At 43.5% G+C, this 12,556-nt stretch carries 15 protein-coding genes; all 15 read right to left on the bottom strand.

Features of this window, described 5'->3' with window-relative positions; genetic code table 11:
• Positions 1 to 25 precede the first annotated feature (25 nt).
• The 15 genes from D7D50_RS09345 to D7D50_RS09415 all read right to left on the bottom strand — a co-directional run bounded on the left by D7D50_RS09345 (position 26) and on the right by D7D50_RS09415 (position 12,383).
• Positions 26 to 1,930, bottom strand: coding sequence for an ABC-F family ATP-binding cassette domain-containing protein (locus tag D7D50_RS09345; RefSeq protein ID WP_120702139.1), 1,905 nt, complete (start codon positions 1,928 to 1,930; stop codon positions 26 to 28).
• An 82-nt stretch (positions 1,931 to 2,012) separates the two neighbouring features.
• Positions 2,013 to 2,384 (bottom strand): hypothetical protein, encoded by a 372-nt coding sequence (locus D7D50_RS09350; RefSeq protein WP_117744058.1) that lies wholly within the window; start codon positions 2,382 to 2,384, stop codon positions 2,013 to 2,015.
• Complete coding sequence (locus D7D50_RS09355; protein WP_117744057.1) at positions 2,381 to 3,106, bottom strand: matrixin family metalloprotease; 726 nt, start codon at positions 3,104 to 3,106, stop codon at positions 2,381 to 2,383. Before D7D50_RS09355 ends, D7D50_RS09350 begins: the two co-directional genes overlap by 4 nt.
• 166 nt (positions 3,107 to 3,272) lie before the next feature.
• Entirely contained in the window at positions 3,273 to 4,085 is an 813-nt protein-coding gene (locus tag D7D50_RS09360) for a DNA/RNA non-specific endonuclease (RefSeq protein ID WP_174705370.1), read from the bottom strand.
• A 104-nt stretch (positions 4,086 to 4,189) separates the two neighbouring features.
• Complete coding sequence (locus D7D50_RS09365) at positions 4,190 to 4,378, bottom strand: DNA-directed RNA polymerase subunit beta (protein ID WP_023022752.1); 189 nt, start codon at positions 4,376 to 4,378, stop codon at positions 4,190 to 4,192.
• Positions 4,368 to 5,651, bottom strand: coding sequence for a UDP-N-acetylglucosamine 1-carboxyvinyltransferase (gene murA / locus D7D50_RS09370; protein ID WP_023026629.1), 1,284 nt, complete (start codon positions 5,649 to 5,651; stop codon positions 4,368 to 4,370). The genes D7D50_RS09365 and murA overlap by 11 nt, the downstream gene beginning before the upstream one ends.
• Positions 5,652 to 5,717: 66 nt before the next feature.
• On the bottom strand, positions 5,718 to 5,948 hold the full coding sequence (locus D7D50_RS09375) for a DUF1146 family protein (protein WP_117744055.1): 231 nt from the start codon (positions 5,946 to 5,948) through the stop codon (positions 5,718 to 5,720).
• Positions 5,949 to 6,035: 87 nt separating this feature from the next.
• On the bottom strand, positions 6,036 to 6,455 hold the full coding sequence (locus D7D50_RS09380) for a F0F1 ATP synthase subunit epsilon (protein ID WP_120702141.1): 420 nt from the start codon (positions 6,453 to 6,455) through the stop codon (positions 6,036 to 6,038).
• Positions 6,456 to 6,468: 13 nt separating this feature from the next.
• Positions 6,469 to 7,875, bottom strand: a complete 1,407-nt coding sequence (gene atpD, locus D7D50_RS09385; protein WP_031573407.1) for a F0F1 ATP synthase subunit beta — start codon at positions 7,873 to 7,875, stop codon at positions 6,469 to 6,471.
• An 88-nt stretch (positions 7,876 to 7,963) separates the two neighbouring features.
• Positions 7,964 to 8,851, bottom strand: coding sequence for a F0F1 ATP synthase subunit gamma (locus D7D50_RS09390; RefSeq protein WP_023022747.1), 888 nt, complete (start codon positions 8,849 to 8,851; stop codon positions 7,964 to 7,966).
• Positions 8,852 to 8,866: 15 nt separating this feature from the next.
• A complete protein-coding gene (gene atpA / locus D7D50_RS09395) occupies positions 8,867 to 10,372 on the bottom strand; it encodes a F0F1 ATP synthase subunit alpha (protein WP_023022746.1) in 1,506 nt (501 codons plus the stop codon).
• Positions 10,373 to 10,387: 15 nt separating this feature from the next.
• Positions 10,388 to 10,924 carry a F0F1 ATP synthase subunit delta gene (locus tag D7D50_RS09400; RefSeq protein ID WP_120702143.1) on the bottom strand — a complete coding sequence of 179 codons (537 nt, stop codon included), beginning with the start codon at positions 10,922 to 10,924 and terminating at the stop codon, positions 10,388 to 10,390.
• On the bottom strand, positions 10,924 to 11,418 hold the full coding sequence (gene atpF, locus D7D50_RS09405; RefSeq protein WP_023026624.1) for a F0F1 ATP synthase subunit B: 495 nt from the start codon (positions 11,416 to 11,418) through the stop codon (positions 10,924 to 10,926). Before atpF ends, D7D50_RS09400 begins: the two co-directional genes overlap by 1 nt.
• A 15-nt stretch (positions 11,419 to 11,433) precedes the next feature.
• The gene (gene atpB / locus D7D50_RS09410) at positions 11,434 to 12,150 is read right to left on the bottom strand and encodes a F0F1 ATP synthase subunit A (RefSeq protein ID WP_023026623.1); all 717 of its coding nucleotides are present in this window, start codon (positions 12,148 to 12,150) and stop codon (positions 11,434 to 11,436) included.
• A gap of 32 nt (positions 12,151 to 12,182) precedes the next feature.
• The gene (locus D7D50_RS09415; RefSeq protein WP_023022742.1) at positions 12,183 to 12,383 is read right to left on the bottom strand and encodes a F0F1 ATP synthase subunit C; all 201 of its coding nucleotides are present in this window, start codon (positions 12,381 to 12,383) and stop codon (positions 12,183 to 12,185) included.
• Positions 12,384 to 12,556: the final 173 nt, after the last annotated feature.

The raw sequence follows: 12,556 nt of genomic DNA on the forward strand, positions 1-12,556 counted from the left end.
TGTTCTCCTTAGGCAAATTAGAAAACTACACTCTCTCCGCCAGTTCTGCCCACTCTTCCATGACCGCTTCCTGTTGGATGGTCAATTGATCCAGATTGCTTTGCAATTGAACTAAATCTTCCGCATCATTGGTGCTATGCATGCTTTCGGTAATGGCTTGAATTTTTTGATCCAGCTCTTCCATCTCCGCTTCCAATTGCTCAATGCGACGAGTGATTTTACGGAGTTCCTTTTGGTTTTGCTTTTGTAAGTGATAATCATTGCTGGTGACTTCTTCCATTGAAGCAGCGGGCACAGCTTCTGCTTGCGCTGCGGCAAGGGCCTCTAACTCTGCTTTTTTCTCCAGATAATAATCATAGTCTCCTAGGTAAAGAGTTGAACCCTCTTCTGAGAGTTCTAAGACTTGGGTGGCTACCCGATTGATAAAGTAGCGGTCGTGGCTGACAAAGAGAAGAGTCCCGTCAAAATCAATCAAGGCATTTTCCAGCACTTCCTTGCTATCGATGTCCAAGTGGTTGGTCGGCTCATCGAGAATCAAAAAGTTGTTATTCTCCATGGATAGTTTAGCCAAGAGCAGGCGCGCCCGCTCTCCACCTGACAGCATGCCGACGGTTTTCTTGACATCGTCCCCAGAGAAAAGGAAGGCTCCCAGGCGATTGCGAATTTCCACTTCTGGTGTTAGCTTAAAGTCATTCCAGAGTTCATCCAAAACACTGTTGTGAGGGGTTAGCTTACTCTGAATCTGGTCATAGTAGCCTACCTCGACATTGGCCCCAAAACGGGCTTCTCCTTTGATAAAAGGAATCTGTCCAACGATGGACTTGATAAGAGTCGATTTCCCGATCCCATTTGGTCCTACAATAGCGACCGCATTCATCTTGCGGATATCCAGATTGATGGGCTCTGATAGGACTTGATCGTCATAGCCGACAGCTGCCTCTTCTACTGTCAAAACGACATTGCCAGAGGTCTTATCAGAATGGAAGGTCATATGGGCAGACTTGGTCCCAGCTTCGGGCTTGTCTAGACGCTCCATTTTTTCCAACTGCTTGCGACGAGACTGGGCCCGCTTGGTGGTCGAAGCCCGCACTAAATTGCGATTAACAAAGTCTTCGAGAGCAGCGATTTCTTTTTGTTGCTTCTCGTAGTTCTTGGCTTCGGTCAGGAGTTTTTGCTCTTTTTGCTCGACAAAGCTGGAGTAATTGCCGACATAGCGGTCCAAAGAATGCTTGGTCAAGTCCAGAGTAATGGTTGCTACCTTATCTAGAAAATACCGGTCGTGACTGACAATGAGAAGGGCCCCACTATAATTGACCAAGTAATTTTCCAACCAGGCGATGGTCTCAATATCCAAGTGGTTGGTCGGCTCATCCAGTACCAAAAGATTTGGCTTTTCCAAGAGCATCTTGGCCAGAGCTAAACGGGTATTTTGCCCTCCAGACAGCTCTTCAATCTTCATCTGCCACATAGATTCATCGAACTTGAAGCCGTTTAAAATGGCACGGATATCTGCCTCATAGGTAAAGCCACCAGCCTGACGGAATTCTTCCGAGAGCCGGTCATAATCCTGCATGAGTTTCTCCAAATCGGCTCCAGTTTTTTCCCCCATCTCGAGCTCCATCTGCCGTAAGGTTCTTTCCGTCTTACGAAGATCGTCAAAGACATGGAGCATCTCATCGTAGATGGTATTAGACGACTCAAAGAGGCTATCCTGGGCCAGATAAGAGAGAGAAAGGTCGCGTTTTTTATTGATTTCTCCTGAGGTCGGCTCTTCTTCTCCCACCAAGATTTTCAAGAGCGTAGACTTGCCTGCGCCGTTCTTTCCGACCAGAGCAATTCGATCCCGTTCATCCACTTGCAGGCTGATATTATCAAAAAGAACCTCCCCTGCAAAAGAGCGTTCAATTTTGTTGGCTTGTAAAATAATCATAGTTTCATTGTACCTTACTTTTGACAAATTGACAATTGAAGAAAAGGCCAAACGCTAGACGCGCTTGACCTTTCTTCACTTTTTAAATCGCTGAGACATTGGAAGCCATTTGACTGTACTGATAGGCTAGGAAAAGCCCGATGCCAATCACTAGCAAAAACAAGCCCCATTTGATGACGCCCTTCACAAAGCGAATCACAAGCAGGATAATCATGGAGCCAATCAGCCAAGTAATGGCCGAATGGGAGAAGAAAGCTTGAACAGCTTCCCTATTGTTCCCGAAAAATTGACGGACTCCCTCAGGAGCATAATTTTCCCAAGCCTGTTGAATGCCTAATTCATGGGAAATTACTTGCCCTTTTTGGGATATCCAAAGAAAGATTCCAGAGTTAAACACAAAGAGTGCCACTTGTTCTGGAAAGGTTCGAATAAGATACAGTATCCGTTTGATCATTCTGACTCCTTATATAGTTGACGAACAGCTTCAATATCCCTCGCTTGGATGCTATAAAAGGAACCAGCCGACTGCATGACGGACTCTTCCTCATTATGGTCCAAACCAATGGCATGGCCTAGTTCATGCTCAGCTGTATTCACAATCCGTTGATGGGAATAGTTGTACTGCTTATTTAATAGGTAATAGCGATTCAAACGAACAATCACACGTTTGAATCGATGAGTTAAAACATTGGTCTGGGATTCTGCTTCACCTGCTGCAGAAACCGTGCTATCATCCATCTCTGTTAGGAGGATATCCGCCTCTTCTTCACTGGTGACAAGTTGGAAAGTGAAGGCCCCTGTCTGATTCCAAGACTCAAGCGCTTCCTCATAAGCAAGGGTAAAGGTCTCATCCATCGCAGGATCTAGATAAACTTTTGCAGTTGCCTGATCCCACCTTGCTCCTGTAGAGGTATGGCCATCAGTTGCTAGGCCTTCTTGAGCAGATGGGCTCCCTTGACTTAGCATAGGACCAGTTCGATGAAAGTAAGCATCCACCTGCGTGACAACCGTTTGGGCCGCACGACTGACGCCGTCTATCCCGCTACCGGTTTTGCCACTAAAGAACAGAACACCAACTACTAGGGCAAAACTGAGGGCCAGGGTCCAAAACAAGCCCCAAACAAGACTCCAAATGGCCCTTATTAGAAAACGAATCATGGCTATAATAGTTCTCATAAGCTCCTCCTTTTCTTGGAAAGACCTCTGTTTAGGTCTAGAAGAGCATAGTATACCTTAATTTTCTTAAAATAAACTAAAGATTGCAGTCATGAAAAGAAAAAGATTCAGTTGACTACAAAGCCAACCGAATCCTTCTTATCTTGCTTCTTCTTTTCCGTTTAGCTTAACGATGCACTGTTACTTTTCCCGTACGATAATCCAAACTAATCCCACTCTGAACATTTGGAACAAAAACATTAAACTCTAGACTACCATCACTAGATTTTGCTTCAATTTGACTGCCGACTGGTACCAAATCATCATCCGATGCATAGTGGAGAGTCACCCGATAACGAACCCGCTTATTATTGTCTAAGGCCTTCCGAACAAGGGTCTCATAGTAATTTTGTCCTGTCGAAAAACTATCACGCGCTTGATTCGCCCAAGCTGTTTGAACCGCTATATTTTTTGGATTGCTCGTTGAGGCATCAAAGCCATCAAGCTTGCCAATCAAGGCATAGCCGAGAAGGTGTCCCCGATCAACCGCATGGTCATATTCCCCAGCTAAATTGGTTACTTGGTGCCATCCAGCTGGCGTCCAATCTACATCTGTCTGCTCTCTCTTTTGGTATTGACGAGTCGCCTTGGTCATCAAAGCGTTGGCAACTGTTGGGATTTCTCGTCCTTTTACAGTCTTTGTCTTCGTATCTGCATAAGGGAGACTCGCAACATCTGCATCCAGATTGGTTTTGTTCTGGTTAATAATGAAAGCGCCCGCTTCGTTCCATTGAATGTTCTTTCCTAGTTTCGTACGAACACCATCCGTCAGAACACTCTCTGCTAGTTCCTTACTCGGTGTTGCTTGTTGACTCGAAGTGACAACCGTTTGAACTTGAGAGTGACTAGCGACTGGCTGGGGATGACTAAAATAATACCCGCCGATCGAGAGAGCTGCAGCCACCACCAAGCCTAGTAAGGTTTGTCCCGATTTTTTCATTTTAAGTGGTTTCTTTTGATTGTTTGCCACAATGGTTTCCTCTATTTCTACTGAATTGGAAAGAGCCTGGGATCACGATCTCAAGCTCCTCTTTTGATAAATAGTTACTTACCTGTAAATTTCTGAAGGATTTCCTTCCATGTATCTGGCGAGAGAATAGACCAAGGATCCTTCCCATTACCAATGATACCATATCCAATGACCAAGCCAAGAGCGAAGACAATCGCTAAAATAGTAAGAACCAATAGGACGATTCCCAATTGTTTTCCAATTGCTTTTAATTTAGTTTTCATCATCATCTTCCTTCACACGACGTACATCTGCTCCAAGAGCCACCAATTTCTCATGGAATTTAAAATATCCACGGTCAAGGTGTGTTAACTTGCTAACTTTGGTTTCTCCCTCAGCTACAAGCCCCATTAAAATCAAGGTCGCACTAGCACGCAAGTCTGTCGACATCACTTCAGCCCCTTGTAAGCTAGCTCCACCTTGGATGCGGGCTGTATCTCTCATAATGTCTGAGTGTAAGCCCATCCGACGCATCTCTTCCAAGTGTTGGAAACGATTTTCAAAGACTGTTTCAATCATAGTCGATTCACCAGAGGCCATGGCCATCAAAGCAGTGAATTGGGCTTGCATATCAGTCGGGAAGCCTGGATAAGGAAGGGTTTTTACCGTCACTGGTTTCAATTTAGAGACATCTGAGCGAATGCGAATACCATTTTCTTCTTCCGTTACTTCAACACCCATTTCTTGCATCTTAGAAAGAAGAGGGCGGTTGTGTTCCCAGATAGCATCCTCGATTAAAACGTCTCCACCTGTCATGGCTGCACCAACCATAAAGGTACCTGCCTCAATCCGGTCTTGAACAACATTGTGAACCGCGCCATGCAAGCGATCCACCCCAACAATCGTCAAGGTTTCTGTGCCTGCTCCACGCACCTTAGCACCCATCTTATTCAAAAGAGAGGCCAAGTCCACAATCTCAGGTTCGCGGGCTGCATTTTCGATAACCGTAGTTCCATCTGCCAAAGTTGCTGCCATCATGATGTTTTGCGTCGCACCTACGGATGGGAAATCCATATAGATATGCGCTCCATGAAGACGATCTGCTTTTGCTTCAATATAGCCCGCAGTTTGAGTGATCTTGGCCCCCATGGCTTCCAATCCCTTCAAGTGCAAATCGATTGGACGACTACCAATGGTACATCCACCCGGCATGGAAACTTTGGCATGACCATTCCGAGCCAAGACAGGACCTAATACGACGATCGAAGCCCGCATCTTGCTGACATATTTGTAAGGCGCTTCTTCTGTTAAAGGTTGAGTTGCATCAACGACTACTGTATTGGTCTCTTCATCAAACGTCACTTGAGTGTTCAAGCCACGAACGACATTATTCATGGTAAAGACATCAGATAAAACAGGAACATTGGTCAAAGTCGTTGTTCCTTCACTGGCCAAAACAGTTGCTGCTAAAAGGGGAAGGACGGCATTCTTTGCTCCTTCAATCTTCACAGTTCCAACTAGGCGATTTTGACCACCGTTTACAATAATTTTATCCATACTCGTTATTACTCCATTTCATTCAGTCACGACTACTATCATACCATAAATTCATCAAAAAAGAAGCTAAAAGTTCCCGTTAAACAACTGCCGACTGAATTCATAAACACTGATAAAGAAGCTACTGGTCAAATACCCTAAACTAATGCTGATCAATAGAATAAGAAGACGAATTTTCACGGCTGTATCAGCACTTACCTTTAAAAAACGCTCCCACTGAACCACTGTTGAAAGAAGGTGGTAGGCAAAAGAAATAAATAATAGGTGACTGCAAAAAGTAAAAATCATTTGAATCATACCTCTATTATACCATAAGACAAAGTTTCCTTTCATATTCTTAAGATGCGAAAAAAAGAAGTCGATCCAATCAACTTCTTTTTGTATTTATAATCGATTTCCGACATTAATCCGGTTAATAGCTCGTTGAAGGGCAATTTTTGCACGACGCTCCATATCAACAGAATGTTGATCTTTGGCTTCTTCAAGAGCCTTTTCCGCACGCAATTTTGCACGCTCAGCCCGGCTAATATCAATGTCTCGGGCGCGTTCAGCTGAATCCGCTACAATGGTAATGACATTATCCGCTACTTCGATAATCCCACCATTGACTGCAATCCAATCAATATGTTTGTCATCGTCGACACGACGAACCTTGACTTGGTCTACAGCCAAAACCGCAATGGTATTGATATGATGAGGTAAAATCCCTAATTCACCATCAATTGTCTTGACAGATACAAATGCGGCATGATGATCATAAACCAGTCCATCCGGTGTAACGATTTGGACGTTCATTTGACTCATCTTTCACCTCTTCTTAGAATCCCATTTTTTCAGCTTTGGCGATCACATCTTCGATCGAACCGACACCACGGAAAGCATCCTCTGGCAAGTGGTCATGCTTCCCATCCAAAATTTCCTTAAAGCCACGAACAGTTTCAGCAACCGGTACATAAGAACCTGGTTGACCAGTAAATTGTTCCGCCACGTTAAAGTTTTGAGACAAGAAGAATTGGACACGACGGGCACGAGCCACCAAGGTCTTTTCATCATCAGACAATTCATCCATCCCCAAGATAGCAATGATATCTTGCAATTCGTGGTAACGTTGAAGGACGCGTTTGACCTCAGAAGCCACTGCATAGTGCTCTTCTCCGACGATATCTGGGGAAAGGGCACGCGAGCTTGATGCCAATGGGTCCACGGCAGGGTAAATCCCTAATTGAACCAATTTACGCTCCAAGTTGGTCGTAGAGTCCAAATGGGCGAAAGCTGTTGCTGGTGCAGGGTCTGTGTAGTCATCGGCTGGCACGTAGATGGCCTGGATCGATGTAACAGAACCTTTCTTGGTTGAGGTAATCCGTTCTTGCAATTGACCCATTTCAGTTGCCAAGGTCGGTTGATAACCCACGGCAGAAGGCATCCGTCCCAAAAGGGCTGATACTTCTGATCCGGCTTGGGTGAAACGGAAGATATTATCGATAAACAAGAGAACGTCTTGACCTTCCACATCACGGAAGTATTCCGCAATGGTCAAACCAGTCAAGGCTACACGCATCCGTGCTCCTGGTGGTTCGTTCATTTGTCCAAAGACCATGGCTGTTTTTTCGATAACGCCAGATTCCTTCATTTCCCAGTACAAGTCATTCCCCTCACGGGTCCGTTCACCAACCCCGGTAAAGACGGAGATCCCACCGTGCTCTTGGGCAATGTTGTGGATCAATTCTTGAATTAAGACGGTCTTCCCAACTCCGGCACCACCGAAGAGGCCGACCTTCCCACCTTTCAGGTAAGGGGCCAAGAGGTCAATGACCTTGATCCCTGTTTCAAGAATTTCTTCTGAAGTAGAAAGCTCATCAAAGGATGGAGCTTTTTTATGAATGGATTCACGAGGAGCATCTTCTGGAAATGCTTCTTCCAAGTCAATGGTATCTCCCAAGACGTTGAAAACACGTCCAAGAGTTTCTTTTCCGACAGGCACAGAGATTGGACGACCAGTGTCCAATACTTCCATCCCACGAGTCAAGCCATCTGTTGATTCCATGGCAATGGTGCGAACGACACCATCCCCAAGTTCAAGAGCTACTTCAAGAACGACTTTTGATTTTTGTTGGTCATTTTTATAGACTACAAGCGCATTATTAATCTCAGGGAGTTTATCGCCCGCAGCAAAAGCTACGTCAACGACAGGACCTACAACCTGAGAAATTTTGCCTAAACTCATGTCATTCTCCTATTCTATTAAGTTTCTAAGCTTGGTCATACATATAAGCAAGCTTATTTTTGTATTGTTAAAATGTGCATCGAATCAACTACTCAAGCGCACTCGCTCCTGCAACAACTTCCGTAATTTCTTGCGTAATGGTTGCCTGACGAGCTCGGTTGTATTGAATGGTCAATTCATCAATTACCTTCTTGGCATTGTCTGTTGCTGTTTGCATGGCCATCATACCGGCAGCATTTTCAGCTGTTTTGGCATCAATGATGGCTCCATAAATCATACTTTCAGCAAACTGTGGAAGCAATTGATCCAAAATCGCATCTCGGTCTGATTCCAACTCCAGATTCAAGATATAATCTTCATCTGCTTCGTTGGGGTCCAAGTCAATGATCGGAAGCATTTGCTCAACCCGCAATTGACTGGTCAAACTATTGACGTGGTGGTTATAACAGACATACAATTCATCAAACAATTCATTTTGATACATTTGGACTGTCTTGTTAATGATCTTCCGCACTTCATCAAAGCTTGGTTGATCAGCTAGGCCACGTAGTTCATAAACCGGCTGGATGCCTCTTGCTCTAAAGAAATCTGCCCCAATACTTCCAATACAGATGACTTCAAAATCCTCACCCGTTGGATGGTATTCTTCCTTCAATTCCATGACAGACTTGAGAATAGAGGCGTTGTAGCCACCCACTAGTCCACGGTCAGAAGTGATGACAATATAAGCAGACTTTTTGACAGGCCGACTCTTTAAAAATGGATGGTACTTAGACTTATCATTCTCAGCCTCATGTCCATGTAAGAGGTCGGTCAATAGCTTACGAACCTTAGATGCGTAAATTTGGAAGTCCTTGGCAGCTTGCTCAGACTTCCCAAGTTTGGCAGCAGATACCATCTGCATAGCATTTGTAATTTGACTGGTATTCTTTGTCGATGCAATTTTATTTTTGATATCATTTAAAGAAACTGCCATCTGCCACTCCTATTTCTATTTGAAACTTGATTGGTTGACAAAGTCAGTAATCACTGCATCCATTGTTTCTTCACTTGGAAGATCTTTGGTCGTACGAATGGTTTCAAAGATTTCTGGATGATGCACTTCTACAAAGGCAAACAATTCCTCTTCAAAGCGAAGGATATCATCAACAGGTACACTATCCAAGAATCCATGTGTCAAAGCATACAAGATGACTACCTGTTTTTCGACAGTTAATGGTTCATGGACTGGTTGCTTCAAGACTTCTACTGTCCGGCGACCACGGTTCAACTTAGCTTGAGTAGCGGCATCCAAGTCACTACCAAACTTGGTGAAGGCTTCCAACTCACGGTAAGAAGCTAGGTCAATACGGAGAGTCCCCGCAACCTTCTTCATAGCTTTGATTTGGGCTGATCCACCAACCCGTGACACAGATGAACCTGCGTCAATGGCTGGACGAATTCCTGAGTTAAAGAGGCTATCTTGCAAGAAGATTTGGCCATCTGTGATCGAAATCACGTTAGTCGCGATATAAGCAGAAATATCCCCTGCTTGTGTCTCAATGATTGGAAGCGCAGTAATGGAACCACCACCCAATTCATCCGATACTTTCGCAGAACGTTCCAATAAACGGCTGTGAAGGTAGAAAACATCCCCTGGGAAGGCTTCCCGTCCTGGCGGACGACGAAGAAGAAGGGACAATTCACGGTAAGCAACGGCTTGCTTAGACAAATCATCATAGACGATTAAAACGTGTTTGCCATTGTACATGAACTCTTCGGCCATAGCAACCCCTGCATAAGGTGCAAGGAACAAGAGTGGAGATGGTTGTGAGGCTGATGCCGTCACCACAATGGTGTAATCCATGGCTCCATACTTACGAAGTGTTTCTACTTGTGTCCGAACCGTTGATTCTTTTTGTCCAATTGCTACATAGATACAGATCATATCTTGATCCTTTTGGTTCAAGATAGTATCGATGGCAATTGAGGTTTTTCCTGTTTGACGGTCTCCGATGATCAATTCCCGTTGGCCTCGTCCAATCGGAACAAGGGCATCAATGGCTTTCAAGCCCGTTTGAAGAGGCTCTGATACAGATTTCCGTTGCATAACACCAGGAGCTGGTGTTTCAACTGGACGGAAGGTATCAGTTACGATTTCTCCCAAGCCATCCACTGGCTGACCAAGAGGATTGACAACCCGACCAATCAAGGCGTCCCCAGCAGGGACTTCCATGATTTTACCAGTCCGACGAATCGAGTCTCCTTCACGAATGTCTGTGAAGTCTCCAAGGATGATAATCCCGACATCTGTCGTTTCCAAGTTTTGCGCCATTCCGTATGAGCCGTTTTCAAAGATCAACAACTCCCCACTCATTGCATTTTCAAGGCCATGAGCACGCGCAATCCCGTCACCAATATAGGTAACGACTCCGGTCTCTGTGACGTCAAAATTTGGCTGGAAATTTTCAATTTGTTGCTTAATTAAAGCGCTGATTTCTTGTGCGTTAATCGCCAAAATTCACACCACTTTCTATTTCAAATTTGCTTTTATGACTTGCAATTGACGTTTGAGACTGGTATCAAGCGTCTTGTGATTTGCTGAAACCACAAAACCACCAATCAGATCTGGATCCAGTTCTTCTTTAAGCGAACGAACTTGGATACCAAATTTCTTTTCAATAATAGGGATCAACTTTTCTTTTTGAGCCTGATCCAGTCCGGCAACCGAAGAAACGGTTACTTCGAAACAGTTGCTCAGCTGTTGAATTTGATCCATACTAACTCTGACAATGTCATAAAATAAGGCTTCACGATGATTGAGAATAACCACTTCAATCAAATGGTCTAGTAATGCTGAATCCGAGTTTTGAAAGAGTCGAAGACTCTTCGCTTTCTCTTCATCCTCTACACCGATATGAGCTAAAAATGCAGCAAGGCCTGTTTCTTCAAAAACAGCCTTAATTTGACTTAATTTTTCATAAACGTCATCTTGCTGATTCTTTTCAAATACCAATTGAACAAAAGGCTGGGAATATTTCTCAATTACCATTAATTGCTTTTTGTCCATTAGGCATCTCCTAATTCATTTAGGTAGCGATCGATCAGTTGGCGATGGCCTTCAGAGTCCAACTGTTGGCTTAGCAATTTACCTGCCAAGTTGACGGTTAGGTCTGCGACATCTCCCTTGATACTGTTCATCGCTTCTTCTTTATTTTGCGAAATTTCTAATTGCGCTTTTTCTTTCAAGCGAAGGGCTTCTTGGTTAGCTTCACTGAGAATATGAGCCTTATTTTTTTCGGCTGTTTCCTTAGCTGTTTCAAGAATTGTCGTTGCTTCTTGACGACTACCTGCCAACTCCGCTTCGCGTTTTGCAGCTAGTTCCTCAGCCTTTTTACGGGCTGCCTCTGCTTCGTCAATATCGTTGGTAATTTTTTCAGCACGCGCATCCAAAATACTAGTAATATTACCCCAAGCATATTTCTTTACTAAAAAGATTAATAAGAGGAAGGAACCAGCGATCAGTATAAAGTCACCAATAATGGTACCAATTGTTAAATCCATCTTCTACTCCTCTACTTACTCTTCCTCACCGTTTATTTTTTTACCTATGTACATGGATGACAACATGGTAAATACATAGGCTTGGATACATGAAATGAAAATTGAAAAGGCTGTCCATAACATGTTTGCGATAAAGGCAAAAGGATACCAATACAAAGCATTTTGTGACAAGGTCAATAGCAATCCAGCTAAGACCTCACCGGCAAAAATATTTCCGTAGATCCGAATCGCCAAGGAAGCAAAATTGGTGAACTCTTCTAAAATGTTCATCGGAGTCATAAAGCCAGGTGTAACAAATGCTCTCAAATATTCTTTAACGCCTCTACGACGAACTCCTTCTACATGGGCGATCAAAGTGATCAATAATGAGAGGGATAAATCGTATCCAAGGTTAGCTGTTGGGGAAGTCCACAAGTTATAACCGTTTGTTGTTTGTACTTTTGCCATTAAGCCAATATTATTGGCAACCAAGATAAACAGAAAGAGAGAAAACAGAAACAAGGAATAATCCTTAATGTATGATTCTCCAATGTTTGGTTTGGTAAAACCAATCACAAAGTCATAAATCATCTCAAGAGCATTTTGTTTGCCCTTTGGACGGATGGTCATTTCACGACTTGCCCAATAGACAAAGGCAAAAACCATCAAAACAGTTACAAGAGACATGGCAAGCAGGGTCAAATCAAAGGATATTGGTCCAATATTAACGGTTGGATTCAAACTTTCTTCCATGGTTTGACACCTCCATTTCTAAATAGAGTTGTCTATTTAATGACAAATGCCATCGCTAGGGTTACAAAGAAGGTACCTTCTACAAAGGCAACACCAAGAATCAAGAGACTACGCAATTGACCAATAATTTCTGGTTGACGTGATGCAGATTTGAACAGATTGCTCATCATCAAACCTTCCGCAAGTGACACACCAAAACAGGCTAAACAAAGACCTAAAAATGTTAAATTCATGATGAATTCTCCTTAAATATATTTTACTCCTCTAGTTTACTCCTAAAAGATATAATAGTCAAATGTTTGCCTAGAAAGAAAACGTTTTATAGCAATTCTGTTACTACTTTCAAAATTCCTCTTGCCACTAGTTTTCAAAAGACCCTAATCGTTTTTAGACGCTTTGTCTATTT

Origin of the sequence: Streptococcus koreensis, from assembly GCF_003627135.1 — a bacterium.
Taxonomy (GTDB): Bacteria; Bacillota; Bacilli; order Lactobacillales; family Streptococcaceae; genus Streptococcus; species Streptococcus ilei.